The sequence below is a fragment of the Geomonas sp. RF6 genome (genome assembly GCF_021044625.1).
In the GTDB taxonomy this organism is placed as follows: Bacteria; Desulfobacterota; Desulfuromonadia; order Geobacterales; family Geobacteraceae; genus RF6.
This window is the reverse complement of sequence record NZ_CP087999.1, coordinates 3,132,308-3,155,521: the sequence shown is the minus strand read 5'-3', so window position 1 is coordinate 3,155,521 and position 23,214 is coordinate 3,132,308. Positions and strand designations below refer to the sequence as shown.

The 23,214-nt window shown below is 60.8% G+C and carries 23 protein-coding genes and 1 tRNA gene; 8 read left to right on the top strand and 16 right to left on the bottom strand.

What is annotated here, in order from left to right; translation table 11 throughout:
• Window positions 1-38 precede the first annotated feature (38 nt).
• Window positions 39-458 carry a hypothetical protein gene (locus LPW11_RS13615; protein WP_230994418.1) on the top strand — a complete coding sequence of 140 codons (420 nt, stop codon included), beginning with the start codon at window positions 39-41 and terminating at the stop codon, window positions 456-458.
• A gap of 505 nt (window positions 459-963) precedes the next feature.
• On the opposite strand, the gene LPW11_RS13610 is transcribed toward LPW11_RS13615, so the two are convergent.
• Window positions 964-2,025, bottom strand: coding sequence for a hypothetical protein (locus tag LPW11_RS13610; protein WP_230994417.1), 1,062 nt, complete (start codon window positions 2,023-2,025; stop codon window positions 964-966).
• A 381-nt stretch (window positions 2,026-2,406) separates the two neighbouring features.
• Here LPW11_RS13610 and LPW11_RS13605 point away from each other — a divergent pair, with 381 nt between their 5' ends.
• Window positions 2,407-2,592: a hypothetical protein gene (locus LPW11_RS13605; protein ID WP_230994416.1), complete on the top strand. Its 186-nt coding sequence runs from the start codon at window positions 2,407-2,409 to the stop codon at window positions 2,590-2,592.
• A 117-nt stretch (window positions 2,593-2,709) separates the two neighbouring features.
• On the opposite strand, the gene LPW11_RS13600 is transcribed toward LPW11_RS13605, so the two are convergent.
• Window positions 2,710-3,681 (bottom strand): alpha/beta fold hydrolase, encoded by a 972-nt coding sequence (locus LPW11_RS13600; RefSeq protein ID WP_230994415.1) that lies wholly within the window; start codon window positions 3,679-3,681, stop codon window positions 2,710-2,712.
• Window positions 3,682-3,899: 218 nt separating this feature from the next.
• On the opposite strand from LPW11_RS13600, the gene LPW11_RS13595 reads away from it, so the two are divergent.
• Window positions 3,900-5,408: a HAMP domain-containing methyl-accepting chemotaxis protein gene (locus LPW11_RS13595; protein ID WP_269145342.1), complete on the top strand. Its 1,509-nt coding sequence runs from the start codon at window positions 3,900-3,902 to the stop codon at window positions 5,406-5,408.
• 307 nt (window positions 5,409-5,715) lie between these two features.
• Here LPW11_RS13595 and LPW11_RS13590 read toward each other — a convergent pair whose 3' ends face one another.
• The gene (locus LPW11_RS13590; protein ID WP_230994414.1) at window positions 5,716-6,666 is read right to left on the bottom strand and encodes an aldo/keto reductase; all 951 of its coding nucleotides are present in this window, start codon (window positions 6,664-6,666) and stop codon (window positions 5,716-5,718) included.
• Window positions 6,667-7,010: 344 nt separating this feature from the next.
• On the opposite strand from LPW11_RS13590, the gene LPW11_RS13585 reads away from it, so the two are divergent.
• From LPW11_RS13585 to LPW11_RS13565, 5 genes are all read left to right on the top strand, one after another.
• Window positions 7,011-7,322: a hypothetical protein gene (locus LPW11_RS13585; protein WP_230994413.1), complete on the top strand. Its 312-nt coding sequence runs from the start codon at window positions 7,011-7,013 to the stop codon at window positions 7,320-7,322.
• 248 nt (window positions 7,323-7,570) lie between these two features.
• On the top strand, window positions 7,571-7,825 hold the full coding sequence (locus LPW11_RS13580) for a hypothetical protein (RefSeq protein WP_230994412.1): 255 nt from the start codon (window positions 7,571-7,573) through the stop codon (window positions 7,823-7,825).
• Between the two features lie 36 nt (window positions 7,826-7,861).
• Entirely contained in the window at window positions 7,862-8,857 is a 996-nt protein-coding gene (locus tag LPW11_RS13575; RefSeq protein WP_230994411.1) for a glycosyltransferase family 2 protein, read from the top strand.
• A 156-nt stretch (window positions 8,858-9,013) separates the two neighbouring features.
• Window positions 9,014-9,994, top strand: a complete 981-nt coding sequence (locus tag LPW11_RS13570; RefSeq protein ID WP_230994410.1) for a helix-turn-helix domain-containing protein — start codon at window positions 9,014-9,016, stop codon at window positions 9,992-9,994.
• A gap of 168 nt (window positions 9,995-10,162) precedes the next feature.
• Window positions 10,163-10,459 carry a PLD nuclease N-terminal domain-containing protein gene (locus tag LPW11_RS13565; protein WP_230994409.1) on the top strand — a complete coding sequence of 99 codons (297 nt, stop codon included), beginning with the start codon at window positions 10,163-10,165 and terminating at the stop codon, window positions 10,457-10,459.
• Window positions 10,460-10,595: 136 nt separating this feature from the next.
• Here the strand turns inward: LPW11_RS13565 and LPW11_RS13560 are convergent.
• The 13 genes from LPW11_RS13560 to LPW11_RS13500 form a co-directional block, all read right to left on the bottom strand.
• Window positions 10,596-10,682, bottom strand: a tRNA-Leu gene (locus tag LPW11_RS13560).
• Between the two features lie 18 nt (window positions 10,683-10,700).
• The gene (locus tag LPW11_RS13555; RefSeq protein ID WP_230994408.1) at window positions 10,701-10,982 is read right to left on the bottom strand and encodes an integration host factor subunit beta; all 282 of its coding nucleotides are present in this window, start codon (window positions 10,980-10,982) and stop codon (window positions 10,701-10,703) included.
• A 52-nt stretch (window positions 10,983-11,034) separates the two neighbouring features.
• A complete protein-coding gene (locus LPW11_RS13550; protein WP_230994407.1) occupies window positions 11,035-12,789 on the bottom strand; it encodes a 30S ribosomal protein S1 in 1,755 nt (584 codons plus the stop codon).
• Between the two features lie 69 nt (window positions 12,790-12,858).
• Window positions 12,859-13,707, bottom strand: a complete 849-nt coding sequence (gene ispH / locus LPW11_RS13545) for a 4-hydroxy-3-methylbut-2-enyl diphosphate reductase (RefSeq protein WP_230994406.1) — start codon at window positions 13,705-13,707, stop codon at window positions 12,859-12,861.
• Between the two features lie 2 nt (window positions 13,708-13,709).
• Window positions 13,710-14,411, bottom strand: coding sequence for a (d)CMP kinase (cmk, locus tag LPW11_RS13540; RefSeq protein WP_230994405.1), 702 nt, complete (start codon window positions 14,409-14,411; stop codon window positions 13,710-13,712).
• Window positions 14,408-15,697, bottom strand: coding sequence for a 3-phosphoshikimate 1-carboxyvinyltransferase (aroA, locus tag LPW11_RS13535; protein WP_230994404.1), 1,290 nt, complete (start codon window positions 15,695-15,697; stop codon window positions 14,408-14,410). Before aroA ends, cmk begins: the two co-directional genes overlap by 4 nt.
• Before the next feature lie 37 nt (window positions 15,698-15,734).
• Window positions 15,735-16,595, bottom strand: coding sequence for a prephenate dehydrogenase (locus LPW11_RS13530; protein ID WP_230994403.1), 861 nt, complete (start codon window positions 16,593-16,595; stop codon window positions 15,735-15,737).
• Window positions 16,596-16,601: 6 nt separating this feature from the next.
• Complete coding sequence (pheA, locus tag LPW11_RS13525; protein ID WP_230994402.1) at window positions 16,602-17,678, bottom strand: prephenate dehydratase; 1,077 nt, start codon at window positions 17,676-17,678, stop codon at window positions 16,602-16,604.
• A gap of 139 nt (window positions 17,679-17,817) precedes the next feature.
• Complete coding sequence (locus LPW11_RS13520) at window positions 17,818-18,567, bottom strand: hypothetical protein (RefSeq protein WP_230994401.1); 750 nt, start codon at window positions 18,565-18,567, stop codon at window positions 17,818-17,820.
• A gap of 296 nt (window positions 18,568-18,863) precedes the next feature.
• Window positions 18,864-20,021, bottom strand: coding sequence for an ABC transporter permease (locus tag LPW11_RS13515; protein WP_230994400.1), 1,158 nt, complete (start codon window positions 20,019-20,021; stop codon window positions 18,864-18,866).
• A 40-nt stretch (window positions 20,022-20,061) separates the two neighbouring features.
• Window positions 20,062-21,228, bottom strand: coding sequence for an ABC transporter permease (locus LPW11_RS13510; protein ID WP_230994399.1), 1,167 nt, complete (start codon window positions 21,226-21,228; stop codon window positions 20,062-20,064).
• A gap of 9 nt (window positions 21,229-21,237) precedes the next feature.
• Window positions 21,238-21,933 (bottom strand): ABC transporter ATP-binding protein, encoded by a 696-nt coding sequence (locus tag LPW11_RS13505; RefSeq protein WP_230994398.1) that lies wholly within the window; start codon window positions 21,931-21,933, stop codon window positions 21,238-21,240.
• Window positions 21,934-21,935: 2 nt separating this feature from the next.
• On the bottom strand, window positions 21,936-23,153 hold the full coding sequence (locus LPW11_RS13500) for an efflux RND transporter periplasmic adaptor subunit (RefSeq protein WP_230994397.1): 1,218 nt from the start codon (window positions 23,151-23,153) through the stop codon (window positions 21,936-21,938).
• Window positions 23,154-23,214 lie beyond the last annotated feature (61 nt).

Here is a 23,214-nt window from a genome sequence, read left to right as displayed (position 1 = left end):
CCCAGGATCTGCGAAGGCTTGGTCCGCCGGAGGATGCTATGAGCTCCGTTCCGAAGCATGTCCGCAGCACAATACTTGAAAAAGCACGTCGTGAGTGGCAGGAAGACTACGAGATGCAAAGGTTCACGGTGGAAAGGCAGACAGCGGCCTATCACGAGTTCCAGGATCTGAAGGCAAGGATGCATGATAATGACTTCGTCGCACCCATTTGTGACTTCGCAACCAGGAGCTGGCCCGACGACTATGAGATGCAGCTGTTCACCTTCAAGGAGCAGCACCTCGCCGTCATCCGCTTTATCACCTACGACCATGCAGAAGTCCCCGCCCGTGTCCTTTCGGACATAAAGCTGAAGGCGTGCCGGGATTGGCCAGAGGACTACAGGATGAGAATGTACATTCTTGAAAGGCAGGTAGCTGCCTGGCTGAGTCTCAATGCACGCTCTTGCGCGAGGCCGTAAGGTGCCGTCGCCATTGCGCAGAAAAAGAAACGTTGCGCTCCTTTTGCTGGCTATCCTCCCCGGTATCTTCCTTGCTTTCTGCGGGAACAACAGCTGGCACCTGCACGAGGCATCACGAATTATGACGATGCAGGAGTGTCTCGGTTGTCATGCCGGCGTGCTCGGCACGGCGGTCTCTGTCTGTACGGGGAAGGAGTGCCTGTACCAGGGGACGCATTCGATAATGCATCCTTACCCGCCGCCGGGAAAGGAGAGAGACTACGCGCCTGCAAGCAGCATAGAAAGTGCGGGATGCGTCCTGGAAAACGGCAAGATGACTTGCCTCTCGTGCCACGATCTCACAAAGCCGCCTCCACACCTTGTCCGGAATGGAGACGAGCTTTGTCTCCTCTGCCACATCGACCAGCGCGGTTCCCCATAACGACTGGAGGTCGGGGGGATGAAAGTGCCATTGGCCTGGTGGCAGCTTCCCCCCCTGTCCCTCCCTGTCCTAATCTTCGCGGCTTTAGAATCCGGTAGTGCCGCTGGTCCCTGTTCCACCGCCAACTCCCGTAGTGCCGGGAGTACCTGTCGTGCTGGTACCGGTAGTTCCTGTCGACCCTCCGGTCCCCACACCGATGGTACCTACACCTCCGCCGGTCCCGGTACCGGTTGTTGTTCCCGTACCGGTTGTTGTTCCCGTACCGGTAGTTGTTCCGGTGCCGAACGTGCCGGTCGTTCCCGTACCTGTGCCGAAGGTACCTGTGCCGGTGCCGAAGAATGTACCACCGGTTCCGGTTCCAGTGCCAGTGCCGGTTGTGGTGCCGGTACCTGTGCCGAAGGTTGTTGTGCCAGTGCCGCCGCCGGTCCCTGCACCCGTGCCGAATGTAGTACCGGTGCCTGTCGGCGTGGTTCCAGTCGCGCCAGTGCCGGTAGTCCCCCCGGTCGCTGCACCGGTTCCGACTGTACCTGTGCCTGTGCCTACGGTGCCGGGCGTCGCGGTTCCTATAGTTCCAGGCGTCCCGGTTCCGATAGTGCCGGGTGTCCCGGTTCCGATGGTGCCAGGCGTTCCGGTGCCGATGGTGCCGGGTGTTCCGGTTCCGATGGTGCCGGGGGTACCGGTGCCAAAGGTACCTGTCGCCCCTGTGCCGGTTGTGCCACCCGTACCGGCACCGGTTCCCATCGTGGTGCCGCTGGTGCCAAGGGTCCCGCCAATACCACTGCCGCTCGTGCCGATCCCAGTTGTACCGCTGCCTGGAGTCGTGCCGGTCCCGAGCGTAGTGCCGTTCGTTGTGCCGCCGCCTACCGCGCCGCCGGTGGCGGTCCCGCTGAAAGTGCCACTGAAAGTCGTACCGCCCGTGGAGCCACCACTCGTTGCGCCCGTCGTTGCGCCCGTCGTTCCACCAGCAGCGCCACCGCCAGCGCCACCGCCTGCACCTGCGCCCGCTCCGCCGGCTCCTGCTGCCGCCATCAGTGTCCCGGCACTGCCCCCGTTACCGCTACCACTGGTCGTTCCGGTCCCGTACGATATCCCTGCAAGCCCCATCATCGCTACTGCTGTGAAAATAACCCTTTTTATAGTCGCCATAGCTGCCACTCCTGTCGGCGCACCGATTTTCGATAACTTCTCCAATGATTTAGTCTAGCATCCGCCCATGTAAAAAGCACTGGAAATGGAGTGTGCCGAGCAGGCGTAAAACTTCAGAATCATTCACCTTTTGCCGCAGCACCACAAGCTGATCATTAAAGTCGATGGACGTCCTGCGACGAGGGCAGCCTCGCCTGAGGCTGAATACTGTATACAGCTACCGGAGGCCACAGCGCCGTAAGCTATGTTAGAATGATCTGCGTCGCCAGCTCATCTTCCACAGCATCACCTGTCGAGTGACTCGTTTCCGGGCGGAGGCACTCCGTACCGAAGCCCAACTTGAATGCTTCTGATATGACAACCGTAGGGGAAGGAGGCTTTATGGACGCCAAGAGAAATGACCCACTTGGATGGTTAGCAAAGGTGTACGGGCGGGCTTCAGCGGATGCTTTTGACAAAGGAGACGAAGTAAAGAAGATTGAGGAGAAACGGCGACCAGTGAACAGGACGATCCGGCACTGCGACGAGCGCTGGCTCACCACCGTGTACAGACAATTCAAGGGTTGAACTGAAATAGCTGGTACCTACTTTACAAAAAACCCGAATTGACCAACCACAGAGATTGAAAAGGTGCCTACCCCTACAGGCACCTTTTTTGTTGGTCACTCCAAAGTTTGACGGCGGTCACGCAAACCTTCTTTTTAGCCAGTCGAGGATGATAGCGTTCAGCTCCGAAGGCTTCTCCGCCTGCGTCCAATGTCCGCACTCCCGTATCACATGCATCTCGAGGTCCGCTATATAGCGCTCCGTTCCGTCGGCGGAACTAGGTGGGAGAAAGATATCATCCCCGGAGGATAGCATGAGGCACGGAACGGCAATGTGCTCTGGAGTGCCGGCGAGGATCTCGCTATTGGTGACCAGGTTGCGGTACCAGTTTATCGGGCCGGTCAGCCCCCCGGAGCTGAAGGCGTCCACATAGACCTGCAGCTCCTCCTGGGTGAGGAGCTGCCGTCCCGCAGGCTCCTCGGCCAGAGCCGCCTCCATGATGAATTCGAATTCCAGGTTGCGCACCTTCGGGGGTGCCGCGAGGTACTGCTCCATGGTGATGGGACGCCCGCGGAAGAGCCCGTCGAAGAATCGGGGCAAAAGCTCCGGCGTCAGGCCGTCCTCCACCCCCTCCTGAAGAAAGGCGAGGCGGTAGTTCCGGTCGCTGAAATGCTGCACTATCCATGCAACAGGATCGCTCCCCATCCTCCGGAAATAGCGGTGCGGCGTGTTTACGCCGATGACGCCGGCGACCCGGTCCGGGTGGAGTAGCGGCATCTCCCATACCACATGTCCGCCCCAGTCGTGTCCGCAAAACACCGCCTTTTCCAGCTCGAGGGCATCGAGTAGCCCCACGAGGTCGTCGGTCAGCTTCCCGATGTTATATTCGCAGACAGCATCCGGCTTCTCCGTGAGACCGTACCCCCGCTGGTCCGGTGCAATGGCGCGGAACCCCGCCTGCGCGAGAGCGGGAAGCTGATGCCGCCAGGAAAAGGCGAGCTCCGGAAAGCCGTGACAGAGTATGACCGGGAACCCTGCCCCCTCCTCGTACACCGCCATCGAGATGCCATTGCTCCGGATGAAAGCAGGTTCGGGGAATTCCCTCTTCATGTACAGTCTCCTCACGGTCTGGAATGAAGGTGCGCGTGGAGCCTAGCACGACAGAATTAAAATTGCAATTTCCTCACAGACCTTTCCTCCATTTCGACAGGTACCCCAAATAAGTGCTCAAACCCCTAAAGTTTTATAGGAACCAGTCGACCTGTATACACAAATCAGGATGGTACGGCTGGCGGCGGCCACATTCGATCACGTCTCAGGAGAGAGTCATGTCCATATCAAAGCGTTTGTTCATGTTGCTGTTCATCACGGTCGTCTGCATAGTGGGGCTGGAAGTGTTCAACTTCTACCAGCTGGAGCGAGTCTTCGATGCGACGAACTATGGAAACGTGAACAGCGTCCCGAGCATCCTCGTCCTCGACGGCGCAGCCACCAATGCGAGAGATCTGCAGAATCACACCTACATGCACATCCTGAACACCGACGACGCTAAGATGGCGGAGGTCGAGAAATTGATCGAGGAGGATCGCGCCAGCCTCAGCAAGGCTTTGAAGGAGTACGAGGCGCTTCTGTCCGGCGACAAGGACAAGCAGATGTTCACGGAGGACCGAGCCGCGATATCGGAATTCAACGGGCTGGTAGACAAAGTGCTGGCGCTCTCTCGCGGCAACAAGAACAACGAAGCGCGCGACTTGTTCACCAGCAACAACGCGATCTACAAAAAGCTCACCACCCTCCTCGATGCCCACATGCTGTACAACAAGGAGCTTGCGGACAAGGGGACCAGTGACGCTGTGGCTATGAAGAAAACCGCCGTCATCTTTGCCCTCACCTCGACTCTTCTCGCCATTGCCGCCATAGTGGCGGTGGCTCTCTTTATCATCCGTTCCATCCGGACGGTGGTCGCCGAGGTCGTCAGCGCCTCTGACAACGTCGCCTCCGGGAGCCAGCAGATGTCTTCCAGCGCCGAAGAACTCTCTCAAGGGGCAACGGAGCAGGCTTCAGCCGCAGAAGAAGCATCATCCTCCATGGAGGAGATGTCCGCCAACATCCGGCAGAACGCGGACAACGCTTTGGAGACTGAAAAGATCGCCATCAAGTCCGCAGCGGATGCAAAGGAAAGCGGCGAGGCGGTAGCAAAGACCGTCTCGGCGATGAAGGAGATCGCCGGAAAGATCTCCATCATCGAGGAGATCGCGAGGCAGACGAACCTCCTGGCGCTTAACGCAGCGATCGAGGCCGCGCGTGCCGGCGACCACGGCAAGGGGTTCGCGGTCGTGGCAAGCGAGGTGCGAAAACTGGCAGAGCGCTCGCAGAAAGCCGCGGCAGAGATCTCGGATCTTTCTCTCGCCAGCGTGGAAATAGCGGACAGAGCCGGAAGCATGCTGGTCGCGATGCTGCCGAACATCCAGAGGACCGCTCAGCTCGTGCAGGAGATCACTGCAGCATCCAGAGAGCAGGACGCCGGCGCAGGGCAGATCAACAAAGCGATCCAGATGCTCGACCAGGTCATCCAGCAGAACGCTTCCGCGGCCGAGGAGATGTCCGGCACCGCGGAGGAGCTTTCCGGGCAGGCCGAGCAGCTGCAACAGGCGGTTGCCCTCCTGACGGTGGGAAATCGCTCCGCCCAGGAGAAGGAGATGAAAAGAGGAGCAAAGCCGCAGACGCGGAAGAAATGCCAGACCCGCGTCACCGTCCGCACATCCGGCGATCGCAGCGCCGTCTCGGGAGCGGCACTGAACCTTGATGAGACGGATGAGCGGTTCGAGCATTACTAGGCGTGAAGACTCGTTCGCGCCTCTCCGCCGAAATTCGGGGGACCCTCATTGTGAACGTCCCCTCCCCCCTTGCGGGGGAGGGACAGGGTGGGGGGGAAGGTGCCACAAGCTCAGCATGTAGGTAGCTTCACCCACCCCCTCTCCCCCTCCCGTCAAGGGAGGGGGGACCTTCCTGACGCAGGCTCCCCGGTATCCCCGGATGAGCTTCCAAAGGGGGGGGCGCCCAGACATGCAAAAAAAGCCGTCTCCATAGGAGGCGGCTTTTTCGTTGGGGGATGATTGTGAGGTGACCGGCGGCCGGCACTTGTCAGATAACCCGTATGAAGAATTCGGGGCACCCGGAACCGCAGTACCCGCAAAGGACGCAGGCGCTCTCGTCGACGACGGCCTTTCCATTGACCAGCGACAGCGCCTTGCTGCCGCAGATATCGAGGCATTTGCCGCACCCTTTGCAAAACTGCTCCATGATCTTCAGCCTGCGCCGCCGCTTTTCCAACTCGTCCCAGACAGCTTCATCGAGTACTCCGTGCTGAAAATAGGAGACGTTGGCGTCGATCTCTTTTTGCGAGAGCATGCCGATCGCAATGCCGTGGACACCTTCCAGCGCGGCGACGTAGGCGAGGCTCTCGCGGGCCTCCGATATGAGATTGCCGCCGGCGAAAGCTTTCATGGCGTACACCCCCTGCCCCGCTCCGGCGCATCCGGCTATCGCCTCCGCCATCTCCGCCGCCGTGCCGTCTATGATCCCCAGCCCGATCTTGTTGATGAGCGGATGAACCACTTCAATTTCCGGATGAGCTGCTGCCTTGCGGAACGCTTCGACATAGTGGGAGGAGAGGCCGACGTGGCCGATCTTTCCTTCCTCCTTCATCTTGAGAAGCTCCTCCAGCACCGCAGCTCTCTCGGTGAAGGGATCGGCGACACGTGCGCCGTGGATGTGAACGATCTCCAGCCGCTCGCGCCCCAATTCTTTCAGCGCCAGCTCGACGTGCTCGCGGGCTGCTGCCGGATCCGCCGTGTGTGTCTTGGTGGCGATCACCACCTCCCCGCCCCAGCCGCGCAGCGCCTCGCGGATGTGGGAGTACGTCCCGTACATGGTGGCGGTGTCGATGCAGTTGACACCCTTTTCCAGGGCGTAGCGTATGAGCCGCCCCCCTTCCTGCGGAGAGAGGTCCGCCTGCAACGAGCCGAGCGGGAGGGTGCCGTAGATAAGAGGAAAGATGCTGAGGCCGGTATTGCCGAGAGAGACTCGTTTCATTTCACACTTCCTTCGGTTGGGATAGACGCGACCTGGGCTCAGGCGGAGATGGGCCGGGTATGAGGAATAGCACACGCGGGAAGAGAGTGTAAACAGGGAATAGCAGGAGAAGCGGGATACCGGCGTCGCCGGCCGCCCCCGCGCTGGAGCGCAGGCATCTTGCCCTGCGATGGCGGCATCGCCGCCACAGAACCGCCCCCGCCGCCGGGACGGCACCTCCCGGCGTGCCATCGCCGCCGGAGAGGGAGCATTGATTCCTGGCGCCCACCTGATAAGGTCAATAGTAACCCCCACCCAAAAATCATGCAGATTCGCGAGCACGCGGAAAGACCGCAGGAGGCATCATGAAAAGGATTGTTTTCCTTCTGGCCATGACGCTCATGGCTTCCAGCACCATCGCGGCAGGGCCGCATGACGCCGTCGGAAGGCTCCCGGACAAAGGGGCTCAACCCGATCCCACACTTACTATCAAAGAAAACGCGTACGCCCCCGGAATAGGGCTGGACCAGTACAACCGCCCCGTCGTTCTCGCGCCCGCGGGTAAGGCACAGGGAGGTGGGAGCTATACCAATTCCTATATCGTCAAGCGCGACGCCTTCGGCCCCGGGATCCACATGGACCAGTACGGCCGCCCGGTGCAGATTGTTCCGCGGTGACAGATCGTCCACCAGGAGGGGCTGTGTCTGCGGCACAGCCCTCTTTTTGCGTCGATCTCTCTTACACTTTTGAGCCCACCGGGTCGCCCCACCCCATCTGTTCCTACTCCCATCCCACCATGCCCTGCCAGAATTTATGCGCCTTCGCGCAGCAGAGCCACCTCACGGCAGATGTCAACGAATTGACCTTCCCCCTACCTCCGATACCATTATTAGAGACGGTAAACCCTCTACTTTTCGAGGAGCTGATGTCTTACAAGCTGAACGTGCAACTCTTCATGGCGGATGGATCTTCAAGCACCATCCCAACCGTTCGCCGCGCCGCCCTCTACGTCGGAGCAGTGTGCCTCATTTCCCTTTTCCTCACCAGGTGCGCCGCTCTTTGTGTCTGTAGCGTGGTCGCCCTCCTTGTCCGCTGTTATCCATCAAAGGTGCTGCTCACCAAGGCAAGCGAGGAGTTGGCCCCGGGACTGGTGCTGAAGCCGGTCCTGTTTCATTATTAGGTGGCTAGGGAGGGTAGCCCCTGCGGGAGGCCTACCATGCCCACAGTGAGTGTTATCATACCGACATTCAACAGGGAGTTTTACGTCACAAAGGCCATAGACAGCATTCTGGAGCAGACTTTCTCGGATTACGAAATAATAGTGGTGGACGACGGCTCGATTGACGGCACCCGTGCCGCCTTGAGCAGGTATGGGGACAGGATCAGATACATCTACCAGGAGAATGCCGGCGTAAGCGCTGCGAGAAACACGGGGATCGCAGCGGCGCAGGGGGACTGGATTGCCTATCTCGACTCCGATGACGAGTGGATGAGCAACTATCTTGCAGCTCAAATGGAAAGCGTGGGACGGTATCCGGAGGCGGTCGGGCATATAACAAACAGCCTCTACATATTCCTCGATCAGCCGCGCAGCATCGTGCACTTCGACGAGATCGGGATGCTGCGGAAGTTCCCTCACGGGACCGATCACCTGCTGGTGGAGAAGCCGTTCAAAACCATCATCGACTGTAGTCACTGGTTCCTGCAACCGATCATCATGCGTCGCGAGGCGCTGCTGCAGGCGGGGCTCTTCAATACCGGCCTCAGCATCGCCGAGGACATCGACGTCGTGTCGCGCCTGGCGCTGAAGGGTCCGTTCGCCTTCAACAGGTCCGTCCTGGTGAACGTCTACCGCCGCCAGGAGAAAATAGGGCACCTTTCGGCGCAATATTACAGGAACGCGATATCGAGCAGAAAGACGTTCGGACGGGTCTACACCGACCTGCTGGGCCGGCCCGGGCTCACCCTCCTCGAGAAAGTGGCCGTCGCAAAGGCACTGTGCACCAAGTGGCGGGCGGTGGGAAACATGTACATGATGGCCGACAGGCAACAGGAGGCGCGAAGGTTCTACCGCAAGGCGCTCCTCATCTATCCCTCGCTGAAGGCTCTTTTTAAATACTGCGGGACCTTCATGCCGCAGCAGCTGGCGATGTACGTGGTGCGGAAAGGGGTAACTATCGCACCGGGGGATGACCTCGGCGAGGAGAGCTGAAGCGGCTACGCCACCGTTGCCGCGTTTTAGGAAGGAAGGGGTGCGGCAGGCGGCAGCACCCCTTTTCTTTTGCCACCTGCACACCGGCGCGCTGGATTCACAATTGGAGTGTGAGATACTATTCCGCAGGTAAATTACCCCCCGAGGAGGTCCTGGATGAACAAGACGACCAACCTGCAGAAACTGAGGGAAAACCGCGGACTCGGGCACGAGGAGCTATCGAGCGCAACAGGCGTCCCTGCAGCTACGATCGCGAGCGCGGAAGCGGGCGAAGGGGCGCTCACGGCAGAGGAGCTGTACGACCTCGCGGTTTTCTTCGAGACCGGGACGTCGGATCTGCTGGAAAGAGACGAACTGGCGGTGACCACGCACCTCGACTACCCTGAGAACGAAGATTACGACGGATTCTGGGGACATGTCGGCATCCTGCTCCACGGGCAGCAACACACGAAGTGGTATCCGATAACCACCACGGCGTCGGACGCCATCGCCGAAGATCTGCAAAACCTCGAAAAAGGCTTCATCGCCATCCGCACCCTGAACAACCGCGTCCTTTTTGTAAATCCCCTGCGGGTGAAAAAGATCATGCTCAACGATGACGACGCCGGTGCGCCCCCCGATTTTGAAGATGTCGCACGCTACATGTCCCCCGCCTCCTATGAAGCGATCAGGGAATGGTACTGGGAGAAAGCGGGTGCAGGGGAAGTGTCGTACTCCCCGAAGGTCCGGAAACTGGTGGAAGCGCTGCTGAAGGAAGAAAACCTCGATGAAAAGAGGATCGAGGAAGTGCTGCTGAAGACCTTCATCTACTACCGCGACGGCTCGTCGGAAAGCTACCACGCCGACAGCGCCCATCTCGGGAACATATGGGCCCTCGGTCGCAACCTGAACATCCCGATCATTTCGATACCGGAGCGAAACGACCTTTTCGATTGCTGGTATTCCGCACAGGCTATCGCCCTTATCGACACACCTTACCTAGAACTCGCAGGGAACGACGAAGAAGAGAAGCCCCTGCACCGAAAAGGAGTATTAGCCGCGACAGCCTCAGGTGACGAAGGGAAAAAAGAAGGTAAAGCCTCGAAGGGAGCAAAGGGCTCCGAAAAGAAGAAGGGGAAGAAAAACGGCAGCGGCTAAAGAGGAAGCGTTGCAGGGTCTGTAACAGTCTCTGTTTTCAGCCCTGCCGGCATGGAGATAAAAAAAGAGTCGCACCATCAGATGCGGCCCTTTCATTTTTAGTAGATTCCAACGAAGGGGTGTGTTAAAAGATAGCAGCCTTTAACCTCCAGAAAGGAGGATGTCCCAGTGCCCTTCCCTGTATTGACCTTTTCCCTCCTCGTTTTCACCCTCTTCGCCTGGTTTTTCACACTGGTAGATATCTCTCGCAATGAGTTTTCAGGCTCCAACAAGGCCTCATGGCTGCTGCTGACTGTTTTCCTTCCGGTGGTAGGGATAGTGCTGTACCTGTCACTTGGGCGGAAGCATCGGGTCGACAAGGGGGGGTGGGGAACTTCTGCCAATATCGCCGGCCTCATCACAGTACCTATCGTCGCCGCAACGGTTCTTATATACCGTTTCCTGTTGGGGCAGGACCTGCCGTAAGCGGGGGGATACCGGAAGCGGGCGGGCCCAAGGCCCCCCCTGCATCAAAATCCGCCACAGCCGCAGCCATAAAAAGAAGAGGCCATGTCGTCAGACATGGCCTCTTGTCGTTTCATTCTACTTTTCAGCCTTTACGTGGTGCCCGGAGCCGGGGTCGAACCGGCACGCCCTTGCGAGCGAGGGATTTTAAGTCCCTTGCGTCTACCAATTCCGCCATCCGGGCGTGGCTGGCAGGCCGGTCCTACAGGCTGTTGACCCGCTCGCGCAGATCTTTCCCGGTCTTGAAGAACGGAGTCTTCTTGCTGGGAATGCTTACAATCTCCCCGCTCTTCGGATTCCGCGCCTCACGCGGCTCGCGCTCCCTGATGGTGAAGCTGCCGAACCCGCGAATTTCCACCTTGTCACCACTGGTGAGCGCTTCGCTCATGGCATCAAACACCAGAGATACTACCGCCTCGGAGTCCTTGCGGGTAAGCACCCCGCGGGTTTCCACGAGTTTGTCAATCAGTTCGCTCTTAGTCATAGTATTCACCTCAAAGCTATTAAATTACACCTAGTTGCGAATGAATGCGTTCTTACTGCTCTTCGGTGCTCTTCTTGAGCTTCTCTTTCAGAAGATCGCCGAGGCTGGAGGTCGCTTCGCCCTGGCTTTCCATGTAGGAGGCGAATTCAGCCTTGTCGATGGCGCCCTGCAGTGCCTTGATGGAGAGGGCGATCTTCTTCTCGGAGGTGTCCACGTTGAGAACGACTGCCTCCAGCTCGTCGCCGACGTTGGCGAAGTCCTTCGGAGATGCCACCTTCTCCTGGCTGAGCTCGGAGACGTGTACCAGACCCTCGATCCCTTCTTCGATCTCGAGGAAGACGCCGAAGTCGGTCACGGAGGTCACTTTCCCCTTCACGCGGGAGCCCGGACGGTACTTCCTGGGGATCTCGTCCCACGGATCCGGAGTGAGCTGCTTGATGCCGAGGGAGAGCCTCTCGTTCTCGACGTCGATGTTCAGAACGACTGCCTGCACGGTCTGCCCCTTGGAGAAGAGCTCGCCCGGGTGCTTCACGCGACGGGTCCAGGAGATGTCGGAGACGTGGACCAGGCCGTCGATGCCGTCTTCGATGCCGATGAAGACGCCGAAGTCGGTGATGTTCTTGATCTGCCCTTCGATCTTCGTGCCGACCGGGTAACGGTCGCCGATCACGGTCCAGGGGTTCACTTCGGTCTGCTTCAGGCCGAGGGAGATCCTGCGGTTCCCCGGATCTACACCGAGGATGATTGCATCGACTTCCTCACCAGCGCGGAGGATTTCGGACGGGTGACGCACCCTCCTGGTCCAGCTCATCTCGGAAACGTGCACCAGACCTTCGATGCCGTCCTCGAGGGAGACGAATGCGCCGTAGTCGGTGAGGCTGACGACCCTGCCGTGAACCTTCATACCCTCGAAGTAGCGGTCAGCGACGTTGAGCCACGGATCGGGCACGGTCTGCTTCAGGCCGAGAGAGATCTTCCCTTTCTCGCGGTCGTACTTGAGAACCATGACCTTCAGGGTGTCGCCCACCTTCACCATTTCGGAGGGGTGGCCGAGACGGCCCCAGGACATGTCGGTTACGTGCAGCAGGCCGTCGACGCCGCCCAGATCAACAAAGGCGCCGTATTCAGCGATATTTTTCACCACGCCCTCGACGGTCTCCCCTTCCTTCAGGGTCGCGAGAGTCTCGGTGCGGGCCTTGTCACGCTCTTCTTCGAGAAGCGCACGGCGGGAGAGTACCAGGTTGCCGCGCTTCCTGTTCAGCTTCAGGATGCGGAACTGGTACGCCTGACCGATGAAACGGTCCATGTTGCCGCCAGGACGGAGGTCAACCTGGGATGCCGGGAGGAATGCCTCCACCCCCACGTCGACGGTCATGCCGCCCTTCACCTTGCCGGTGATCTTCCCTTCGATCACGCCGCCTTCGCCGGCTGCGCAGATCGTCTCCCAGGCAACCTGGGAATCGGCCTTCTTCTTGGAAAGGACCATGTGGCCGCGGATGTTCTCACCGCGCTCGAAGTACACATTGACTTCGTCACCGACCTTGACGGTCAGCTCGCCGCTCTCGTCGATGAACTCGCCGATGCGGATGCACCCTTCGGACTTGTAACCGACGTCCACCAGCACGACGTCCTGCTCGATCTGAACAACAACGCCTTTGACCACCTCGCCGCTCTGCGGCTGCCTCAGGCTGTCCTGGAAAAGATCAGCAAATTCCCCACCTTCTGCCTGATCCAGATCCTCGTCCGTATCGTGGAACCTTTTGATTGGCATTTCTTTCTTTTTGTACGTCTTTTTTTCGTCTGCCATCGAAGCCTGTACCCCCTAAGTTAATCTCCCGATTAAAACCGAGTTAATCTAACACATCTTCTAAAAAATTCAACGCTTTTTATCTCTATCCAGCTCGGCGATACGATCGAGAACCTCGTCTATCAGCCACTTTGGTGTGGAGGCGCCGGCAGTGACCCCCACCTTCTCCACCCCGGTGAACCATTCGGGGTCGAGCTGGCTCGCCGTTTCGATATGGTAGGTGCGCGGCTGCAACTCCCCGCACACCTCGGCAAGGCGTTTGGTGTTGGCGCTGTTGTAGCCGCCGATGACCACCATGCAATCCACCTTCCCTGCCAGTACTTTTGCTTCTTCCTGCCGCACGGCGGTGGCGTCGCAGATGGTGTGGTACACCCTGATTTCGCCACCTTTGCAGAGGCAGGCATCGACCACCTGCTTCAGGTTCTCGAAGGACTGGGTCGTCTGCGCGACGACGCCGATCTTCGTCATGCGCGGCAGAGCCATCGCCTCGTCCCCCGAGCCGACGACGTAGACCGGGCCGGTGGCGTAGGAGACGATACCCTGCACCTCCGGGTGGTCGGCATCCCCGACGACGACCACGTCGTACCCCTGCGCGGAGAGGCTTTCCACATGCTCCTGCGCCTTCTTGACAAAGGGGCAGGTGGCGTCGACGATCTCCAGCTCGCGGGCAGCCGCCTCGTTCAGCTCGGAGGCGGTGACACCGTGGGAGCGGATGATGATGGTGCCGGAATCGACCCCCTCCAGGCTCTCCAGGAGTTCCACACCCTTCTCCTTCAGTCGCTGCACGACCTGGGGGGAATGGATGATCGGGCCGAGGGTGTACGTCTCGCCGCCGCGATCCGCGGCCTCGAAGGCCATCTGCGTCGCCCGCTTCACGCCGAAGCAGAAACCCGCCTGTTTTGCCAGAATGACTTCCATAGCTACCTCTTTTCCCCGGCGATCCGCTCGCGCACCGTCTCCTCCATGAGATTCAGGACCTCGTCGATGGAGAGCCTCGTGGAGTCGACGGCAAGTGCATCATCCGCCTGCCTGAGCGGTGCGCACTCGCGCGCCTCGTCCTGGCTGTCGCGGCTGATGACCTTGGCGATGGTATCTTCCAGCGTCACCTCTTCGCCGCGGGCTGCGAGCTCGAGGAAGCGACGCTTCCCCCGCTCCTCTGCGGAAGCGGTGAGGAAAAATTTGACCTCGGCGTCCGGGAAAACGACGGTGCCGATGTCGCGCCCTTCCAGGATCACCCCCCCTTCCCGGGCCATCTGGCGCTGCATCGCCAAAAGGGCGGCGCGCACAGGCTTTCTGGCGGAGATCGCGGAGGTGAGGAGGCTTATCTCCTCCGTCCTGATGGCGCTGGAGACATCCTCACCATTTACCAGCACCCGCGCCCCCACCCCCTCCCTGAGGAAGGAGATTTCCAGGGTGCTGCACAGTGCCGCGAGGGCCGCGTCGTCGTCGACCGCGATCCCCCTTTGGCTGGCCATGAGGGCCACGGCGCGGAACATGGCGCCGGTGTCGAGGTGGATGTAGCCGAGGCGCTGGGCCAGGAGTTTCGTTATGGTGCTCTTCCCTGCTCCGGAGGGACCGTCGATGGCGACGATTACCCCTTTTTCCCTTACTTTGCTGCTCAAGAGACGGATACCCCTTTCAAAAGATCGAGGAAACCGGGGAATGAGGTGGCGATGCACTCGACGTCGGAAACGGTCGTCTCGCCCTCGGTGGCGATGCCAGCGACCAGCATGGACATGGCTATGCGGTGGTCGCCGAAGCTCTCGGCGGCGCAGGGCTCCAGTCTCTCCCTGCCGACAATTTCCATCCCGTCGGGGGTGTCCACGACCTCGACACCCGCTTTTCTCAGATTGGCGGTCATGGCCGCGATACGATCTGTTTCCTTTACCCGGAGCTCTTCAGCGCCGCTCACCCGGGTGGTCCCGGAGGCGTGGGCCGCTGCGACGCAGATCGCAGGGAACTCGTCGATCGCTCGCGGCACGACCTCGCCGGAGATGTCGATCCCCTTGAGCTGGGAGGAGCGGACCAGGATGTCCGCCACCGGCTCGCCGGAGTCCTCCGACTGGTTCAGGAGCTCTATGTCTCCCCCCATGGCGCAGAGGATGTCGAGGATCCCGGTGCGGGTGGGGTTGATGCCGACGTTCTTGATCAAAAGCTCGGAGCCCGGGACGATGAGTGCCGCCACCATGAAGAAGGCAGCAGACGAAATGTCCCCCGGCACCACGATGTCGCGTCCCTGCAGCTCCGCCCCGCCGGAGAGGCGGACACCGCCGGGGAACGATTCCACGGAGGCGCCGAAGTGGCGGAACATCCGCTCGGAGTGGTCACGCGACAGGTGCGGCTCGGTGATCGTCGTCTCGCCGTCGGCGTAGAGCGCGGCGAGCATGATGGCGGACTTCACCTGAGCGCTGGAAACCGGGGAATCATAGCTGATCCCCTTGAGGGGCGAGCCCTGGATCGCCAGCGGCGCCTTCGTGTTTCCGGCGCGTCCAAGGATGCGCCCCCCCATGCGGGAGATCGGCTCCACCACCCTCTTCATCGGGCGGTTGCGCAGGTACTTGTCGCCGGACAGTACCGAGAAGAAGGACTGCCCCGCCAGAAGCCCCGCCAGGAGGCGCATGGAGGTCCCGGAGTTGCCGCAGTCGAGGACGTCGGTCGGCTCGGAGAGGCCGTGCAGACCTTTGCCGGCGATGGTGACGGTCTCGCCGTCGTCGGTGATCTCGATACCCATGTCGCGGAAAGCCTGGAGCGTCGCCAGTGCGTCCTCGCCGCGCAGGAAGCCGCTGACCCGGGTGATGCCGTTGGCGAGGGAGCCGAGCATGATGGAGCGATGGGAGATGGACTTGTCGCCCGGAACCGTGATCTCTCCGCGCACGCCGCGCACGCCCTTTACCGTGTAGCTCTGCATAATGCTCCCTGCGAATGGTGCTGCTTGTTTTTTAGCTCTACAGGATCGCGTCTCTTGCGAGCTTCGAGTTCAGGAAGAACTTCTCCAGCCCCGCGCCGTCTCCTGCATCCACCAATTTTCTCAGCTCTGCCAGGGTGGTGGCAAAGAAATCCATCATCTCCAGCACCGCATCCCGGTTGGTGAGGGCGATGTCGCGCCACATGGCGGGATCGGAGCTGGCGATGCGGGTGAAATCCCTGAAGCCGCCGGCGGAGAAGCACAGCAGATCCCCCGCCGTCTTTTCATACCCTTCCACCGCGTTCACCAGCGAGTACGCCACCATGTGCGGCAGGTGGGAGATAGCCGCCACCACCCGGTCGTGACGCACCGGATCCATGACCGTGACGCTTGATCCAGCCGCTTCCCATACCGCGACGACTTTCGCCAGGGCGTCCGCATCGGAGCGCTCTGTCGGCGTTATGATGCAGCGCTTCCCCTGGTACAGCGTCGCAAAGGACGCCTCGACTCCGGAGTGCTCGGTACCGGCGATCGGGTGCCCCCCGATAAAGAAGGTCCCTTCCGGCATGAGCGGCTCGCAGGCGGAGACGATCGTCCCCTTCACGCTCCCGCCGTCGGTGACGATGCACCCCTTGGCGAGATGCGGAGCGATCCGCTCAACGAGTCCCGGGATGGAGCAGACCGGCGTTGACAGAAAAACCATGTCAGCGCCCTGAACCCCCTCGACCGGATCGGTGCAGTAGCGGTCCAGAACGCCGAGCTCGACGCCGCGCTTCAGGTTCGCCTCTCCCCTGCCGACTCCGACGACCTCGCCGACGGCCCCCTGCTCGCGCAGCGCGCGTGCGAGAGACCCTCCGATGAGGCCGACGCCGATGACGGTGAGACGCTTGACCAGCGGCATCGACATCTAGCGGGCCCGCGGGTACGAGCCGAGGACCTTCACAAACTGGCAGCAGGCGCCGAGTTCGTGCACCGCCTCCGCCACCGTGGGATCCTGAATGTGTCCGGAAAGGTCGAGGTAGAAGATGTACTCCCACGCCTTGCGCTTCAGGGGGCGCGACTCGATCTTGGAAAGGTTGATGTCGCGCTTGGCGAACGGCTCCAGCATGCGGTGCAGGATCCCCGGCTCGTCGCGCACGGAAAACATCAGCGAAGTCTTGTCGTCACCGGTCGGGTCCGTGATCTTCTTCCCGATCACCAGGAAGCGGGTGAAGTTGTTCACCTGGTCCTCGATGCGGGCGCGCACGACCTTCAGATCGTACAGGTTGGCCGCGTACTCGCTGGCGATCGCCGCCGCAGTGTAGTCTTCCCCCACGATCTGCGCTGCGAGGGTCGTGGAGGCGACATCGACGAGCGGCACATTGGGCAGGTGCTCGGCAAGCCAGTTGCGGCACTGCGCCAGCGGCTGCGGATGGGAGTAGACCTTCTTTATGTCCTCGATGCGGCCGGTGCGGGACAACAGAAAATGGGACACCTCCAGGAGGACCTCTGCGTTGATCTTGAGGTCGCTGTCCATGAACATGTCCAGAGTATGGGAAATCATCCCCTCGGTGGAGTTCTCCACCGGCACCACGCCGTAGTAGGCGGCACCCTTCTCCACTGCCTCGAACACCGCGGGAATGGAGCGCTCGGGGACGATCTCCGCGGAGAGCCCGAAATGCTGCATCGCGGCGAGGTGGCTGAAGGTCGCCTTCGGCCCGAGGAACGCCACCTTGAGGGTCGATTCGAGGGCAAGACAGGCGGAGATTATCTCGCGGAAGACGCCGCGGACAGCCTCGGACGGGAAAGGGCCCGGATTGGCAGCCGCAAGGCGCTCGTAGATCTCCCTCTCCCTGCTCGGTACGTGAAAATCGCTCTGATTTTTGGTCTTGATCGCGCCGACCTGCATGACCAGATTGGCCCGCTGGTTCAACAGCTCCAGGATACGATCGTCGACCGAATCGATCTCCTGGCGGAGGGTTTTCAGCGTCTGCTTTTCAGTCAAGCGTATGATCACCTTTAGGGCGGGGGTAGTGAAGGCTCAGAGAAGCTTCCGAACATAATGCAACGCCGTCAAAAATGCAACCTTTTTTCGGTATACCAAATCCGCGGCGTGTGAGCGGCGCAACGTGGGTGCAAAGGGTCTATCGGTACACCACCTCCGCGCTCGCCTCCGGATTCATCGGATTCATGCGCACCGCGAGAGAGAAAAGGTAGGGGTAGTCCTGCCTGAGGTGCCTGAGATAGTTGAGCCACTGGATCAGGAGCAGGGCGTGGGCGCGCTTCATGTCGCCGGATAGGTGATCGAGGTCCGATTCGGGCAACCGGTCGAGCTTGGTACGGGCCTGAAGTTCCTCGATGAGGTGGAAGACCGCCCAGAGTAGATCGGTAAATGCTTCGTGCTCCAGGAGATTCGGGTTCTCCATGAGGGAGAGCATTACCCCCCTCTTTTCCACCAGAAAGGCCTTCAGCGCCTCCCGGTCCCCCAGCGTCGAGTCGAGACAGAAGTCGTGCCCCTTCACAAAGGCAAGAGCGGCGGCAAAATCTTCATCCTCCCATTGCGGCGTAAAGCTCAGTCGCTCCGAGAGCTTTCTTCCGTCACAGGTAAAAGCAAGGAAGTCGTGCAGCAGATGATTTCCCACCTCGCTGAAGAAGACACCGATGACCATGTTGAGCTTCTTCATGATAGCTTCGCGCTCCCGCTCCTTGAGAACCCGCTCGATCATCAGGGTCACAAAGAGGACATACACGGGGAGAAAGGCAAGGTTTGCCATGAAGCCGAAGGCGATCTCCTGCAGTCGGCCGTAAAGGAGGTAATCCACCCCGTAAAGGACGAGCGAAACGACGAGCAGCAGCCAAACGATGATATCCCGAGGCACCCGGATGAATCTCACATCTCCCTCCTGCAGCACAGACGAAACTTGATCATCCTCTATTACAGGGGCATCTGCCTAACGTTCCCCCCTCCCTTGACGGAGGGGGACAGGTGGGTGAAGCTGCCATATGCGCGACCGGTGGCACCTTCCCCCCCACCCTGTCCCTCCCCCGCACGGGGGGAAGGGACCATGCACAGAGAGTCCCAAGTCTGATGACCAAAAAAAGTGGGAGATTAGACGAAGGAGGGGGAAATGTCAAAGGAGATTCAGGGATTCCGGGACGCTCACGCAGAAGAGCACGCTCGATCTATTCTCTATCCGATCCGCTTCAACCCGTCCGCGATGCGGATGGTCGTGCCCCTCCAGGTGGGAAAGATACCGGAGACGATGCCGACGGAGACGGCCGCCAGCACCTCCAGCAGCAGGGTCTCGGGGGAGAGGGAAAAATAGGGGAAATATTGCGCGAGCTTCACCTCGATCCAATGGGCGGCGGGGAAGCTCAGGATGACGCCGAGGATCCCGCCGAGGAAGGAGATGACGACAGATTCTCCGAAGATGATGATGCCGATGTGGAGCCCGTTGAAGCCGAGCGTCTTCAAGGTGGCGTACTCCCCTACCCGCTCCCGCGCGGTCATCGCCATGGTATTTGCGGCGACGACCATGATGATGGCTATCACCATGTACGACACGATCTGGATGGCGATCATGATCGCTTCGGTCATCGCCACGAACCCGAGCTGAAAGGCCCGCTCCGTCTCCGTGAGGGTTTCCGCAAGGGAGTTCTTGAACATCTCGTCAACCTTCAGCGACACCTCCGGCACGTGGTCGACATCCTTCACCCCTATCACATAGAACCCGACCTGGTCGGCCCGCCGTGGCACCGTCCTCCTCACGCTTTCGTTGAGATAGTCGTAGTGAAAGAGGAGGATCCGCTCCTCGGTCCCCCGCTGCGCACCGCGGTAGATGCCGCGCAGCATGAACTCCCACTGCCCAGGATAGATCGTACCGCGCAAGGTGATGAGGTCGCCGACCTTCCAGTGATAGGTCTTCGCGAGCTTCGCGCCGACCACGCACCCTTTCCGATCCTGGTAAAAGGCGGTCTTTTCTTCGGGAGAGAGTATGAATTCCGGGTAGAGGTCGAGGTAGCTCTTTGGCTCCACCGCGTAGTTGGGAAAGAAGTTTTTCTCGTCGATGTACACCCCGCCAAACCAGGAGCCGTAGGTAACTTGAGTCACCCCGGGGACGCTGCGGATCCGTTCCAGGTAGGAGATGGGAAGGGGGAATATGAGGGAGATGGAGTTTCTGGTGACGAGGCGGGTGGCTGAGGCGCGATCCGCCCCCGAGTACCAGAGCCCCACCAGAGTGCGCAAAAGGCCGAAGGCGAGGACGGCGACTGCAACACCGACGACCGTAAGCACCGACCGCAGCTTGTGTCGAAAGAGGTTTCTCAGGATGAGCTTGATGAAGAACATTATGAAGCCTCGGTTCTTTCCGTCCCCGCACGCCCTGGCGTCAGCTCGCCCGCAGCGCGTCCACGATGCTGAGGCGCGCCGCCCGAAAGGCAGGGAGTACCCCGCCGATAAACCCCATCCCCATGGAGAAAAGGAGCGACTTCCATATCGTCCCGAAGGTCAGCGCAAAGGAGAAGGCGAGCTCGGAGAAGGACTGCCAGTTCATGGTGGAGATGGTGATGAGCTGCATGAACGATGCTGCCGCTATCCCCAACAGCCCCCCGAGCAGCCCGAGGAAGAGCGATTCCAGCACAAAGGCGGCGAGGATGCTCGACCTCTGGAACCCCAGCGCGCGCAAGGTGCCGATCTCGCTGACGCGATTTGCCACGGCGGCATACATGGTGATCATCGCGCCGATGACCGCCCCGATGGAGAAGACGCTGGTAAGGACGAGACCTAAGATCTTCAGGAACTTCGCCATCGCCTCGGACTGGTCGAGATAATACTGCGTCTCCCGCTTCGCCTCCACGGTGAGCCGCGGATCCGATTCCACCCGCTCCTTGTAGCGCTGGAATCCGGCGCTGTCGCGCAGCCGGAAGATCACCGACGAGTAGACCGGCCTGCGAAACGCCTGCATCATCTGGTCGACGTCCCCCCAGATCTCCGAGGAAAAGCCGGTGGTACCGGCATCGAAAACGCCGACGACTCTCCAGTCGCGCATGCCGAAGCGCATCGTCTCCCCGAGCCCCCCTCCCTTGAAGCGGCGGGCGATGCTGGCGCCCGCGATGATTTCCGCGGACCCCGGGCGCGGCAGGCGCCCTTCCTTGAGAACAACAGAAGGACGAAGGAGAAAGGAGCTTCTGCCGACACCGCGGATCACCACGTTCGCGGGCTTGTTGCTGACCCTCTTCTGCAGGTTTATGAGGACGACCAGCTCCTTTGCGAAGAGGGGATTGCCGTCGGAGCCGACCGCCACCTCCGGCTCGCTTTCCAGGAGAGCCGTCTGCAAACGCTCCATGGAGCTCTGAACTTCGGAGTTGGAGGAACGGCGGATCACCACCACGTTTTCCGGCGACCCTGTCTCCACCAGCGTCTTTTGCAGCCCGTCGGCAAGCATGAGTGTAGCCGCGAAGACAAAGACGACGAGCCCCATCCCGCTTGCGGTAAGAGCGGTGGTGAGGCGCCGGGTCCAGAGATTCCGGAAGCTGTAGTAGTACGGGATTCCCATCTCGAGGATTTACCCGCCATTCTGGCTCAGGACACCCTTTTCCAGATGCCTGATGATGTGCGCCTTCTCTGCGGCGCGGGGGTCGTGCGTTACCATGATGACGGTCTTGCCGAAGTCCGTCACCAGTCGGTCCATGAGCTCGAGGATCTCCCCCGCCGACGCCCTGTCCAGATCGCCGGTCGGCTCGTCCGCCACCAGGATCTCCGGATCGGTAACGATCGCCCGGGCGATGGCGACCCGCTGCTGCTGCCCGCCGGAAAGCTGCGCCGGGTAATGATCCATGCGGTCAGCCAGCCCCACCACCGAAAGGACCGTTTCCACGTGCTCGCGGCGCTCGCTCTTCTTCAGCGAGGTGAGAAGAAGCGGCAGCTCGACGTTCTCGAACGCGGTCAGCACCGGTATCAGGTTGTAGAACTGAAAGATGAAGCCGACGTGCCCGGCGCGCCAGCGAGAGAGCTCGAGCTCGGAGAGACCGGTGATTTCCACGCCGGCGACCTTGATGGAGCCGTGGTCCGCCGAGTCGATCCCGGCGATGAGGTTCAAAAGTGTGCTCTTGCCCGATCCGGAGGGGCCCATGAGGGCGACGAATTCGCCCTGGGCGATGTCGAAGGTGATGCCGTCGAGGACGGGGATGAGCTGGCTGCCGCGCCGGTACGATTTGGCGAGGTCCCTGATGGAAACGATGGGGGAAGCGGTCTCTGGCATGGCTATTTTTCCGGCACCTTGACCTTCGTGCCGTCGTGCAGCTTGTCGAGGGGCTTGATGGCGATCTTCTCGCCGGCCTTCACGCCTGACACAATCTCCACCCACTCCCCCATCCGTGTGCCGAGCTTCACCGGGGTCTCCGCCACACTGTCGCCGCGCACGACGTAGACGACACTCCTGCCCTCCCTCGTCGCCACCGCGGTCGGGAGTACAGCCACGCGCGGCTTGTCCTCGCCGGCGCGGATCTCCCTTTCGAGGAAGGCCACCTTTGCGCTCATCTCCGGGAGGATGCGGCGGTCGTTGGTGAGGAAGCGCACCTTCACCATGACGCTCCCCTTGCTGCGGTCCGCGGTCGGCACGATGGTGTGCAGCACGGCCGGGAAGCGCACGTCGGGCAGGGCATCGAGGAGGACTTCACACGGCTGCCCCGGCCGCACCCGGGAAATGTTCGCCTCCGACACATCCGCCTCCACCTCGAGGGAGCCCATGTCGGCAAGAGTGACGACTGCGGCCTTGGCGTTTGCCGCCGCGCCGAGAGGGGTGACAATGTCGCCGACATCCGCATCCTTGGTGAGGACAACGCCGTCGAAGGGAGCGCGTATCACGGTGTAGTCGACAGTCGCCTGAGCATTGCGCAGGGCCGCCTGGGTACTTTTTACAGCGGCCTCCGCCGCGGCGGTTGCTGCCACACCGCGCTGGTAGCGCGCCTCCGCAGTGTCGTAATCGGCCTGTGCGATGATCCCCTGGGAGACGAGCTCCTTCGCGCGCTTCAGGGCGCGTGCGGCATCCTTTTGTTCCACCCGGGCCTGCTCCAGCGTGTGGCGCGAATTCACCACGTTCGCGGCCGATTGCTCTTCCGTGGCCTTCACGTCGCGGGCGTCAAGCCGCGCCAGGGGCTGACCGGCGCGCACCACACTCCCCTCTTCGACTCCGAGCCAATCGAGCCGTCCCGTCGCCTTGGAGGAGACGGCCGCCTTGCGCTGGGCCACCACGTAGCCGCTGGCGTTAAGCAGGGAGAAGGTCTGCGAAGGGTAGACCATGGAAACGGCGGCGGTCTCCACCTCCACGCGTGGCGAGAAGAGGCCCTGCCAGGCAGCGAGCACCAAAAGGAGCGCCGCCACCGCCAGTGCCGCCCACAGGCGTGCCTTCTTTCCGCGCGACGGGCGCGTGGCGAAGCGCTCCTTATCGATGGTCAGCTTGTTAAGATCCCCTTCGGCCATGCAATCTTTCCCCTCGCTGCATCTTGTACCCTATGGATAATTACGCGTCTGGACGGAGTCG

Bases quoted from the DNA above. Each gene is read 5' to 3' on its own strand.
- LPW11_RS13615 (WP_230994418.1), top strand. From the start codon at position 39: ATGAGCTCCGTTCCGAAGCATGTCCGCAGCACAATACTTGAAAAAGCA.
- LPW11_RS13610 (WP_230994417.1), bottom strand. From the start codon at position 2,025: ATGGCGACTATAAAAAGGGTTATTTTCACAGCAGTAGCGATGATGGGG.
- LPW11_RS13605 (WP_230994416.1), top strand. From the start codon at position 2,407: ATGGACGCCAAGAGAAATGACCCACTTGGATGGTTAGCAAAGGTGTAC.
- LPW11_RS13600 (WP_230994415.1), bottom strand. From the start codon at position 3,681: ATGAAGAGGGAATTCCCCGAACCTGCTTTCATCCGGAGCAATGGCATC.
- LPW11_RS13595 (WP_269145342.1), top strand. From the start codon at position 3,900: ATGTCCATATCAAAGCGTTTGTTCATGTTGCTGTTCATCACGGTCGTC.
- LPW11_RS13590 (WP_230994414.1), bottom strand. From the start codon at position 6,666: ATGAAACGAGTCTCTCTCGGCAATACCGGCCTCAGCATCTTTCCTCTT.
- LPW11_RS13585 (WP_230994413.1), top strand. From the start codon at position 7,011: ATGAAAAGGATTGTTTTCCTTCTGGCCATGACGCTCATGGCTTCCAGC.
- LPW11_RS13580 (WP_230994412.1), top strand. From the start codon at position 7,571: ATGTCTTACAAGCTGAACGTGCAACTCTTCATGGCGGATGGATCTTCA.
- LPW11_RS13575 (WP_230994411.1), top strand. From the start codon at position 7,862: ATGCCCACAGTGAGTGTTATCATACCGACATTCAACAGGGAGTTTTAC.
- LPW11_RS13570 (WP_230994410.1), top strand. From the start codon at position 9,014: ATGAACAAGACGACCAACCTGCAGAAACTGAGGGAAAACCGCGGACTC.
- LPW11_RS13555 (WP_230994408.1), bottom strand. From the start codon at position 10,982: ATGACTAAGAGCGAACTGATTGACAAACTCGTGGAAACCCGCGGGGTG.
- LPW11_RS13550 (WP_230994407.1), bottom strand. From the start codon at position 12,789: ATGGCAGACGAAAAAAAGACGTACAAAAAGAAAGAAATGCCAATCAAA.
- ispH (WP_230994406.1), bottom strand. From the start codon at position 13,707: ATGGAAGTCATTCTGGCAAAACAGGCGGGTTTCTGCTTCGGCGTGAAG.
- aroA (WP_230994404.1), bottom strand. From the start codon at position 15,697: ATGCAGAGCTACACGGTAAAGGGCGTGCGCGGCGTGCGCGGAGAGATC.
- LPW11_RS13530 (WP_230994403.1), bottom strand. From the start codon at position 16,595: ATGCCGCTGGTCAAGCGTCTCACCGTCATCGGCGTCGGCCTCATCGGA.
- LPW11_RS13515 (WP_230994400.1), bottom strand. From the start codon at position 20,021: ATGTTCTTCATCAAGCTCATCCTGAGAAACCTCTTTCGACACAAGCTG.
- LPW11_RS13510 (WP_230994399.1), bottom strand. From the start codon at position 21,228: ATGGGAATCCCGTACTACTACAGCTTCCGGAATCTCTGGACCCGGCGC.
- LPW11_RS13505 (WP_230994398.1), bottom strand. From the start codon at position 21,933: ATGCCAGAGACCGCTTCCCCCATCGTTTCCATCAGGGACCTCGCCAAA.
- LPW11_RS13500 (WP_230994397.1), bottom strand. From the start codon at position 23,153: ATGGCCGAAGGGGATCTTAACAAGCTGACCATCGATAAGGAGCGCTTC.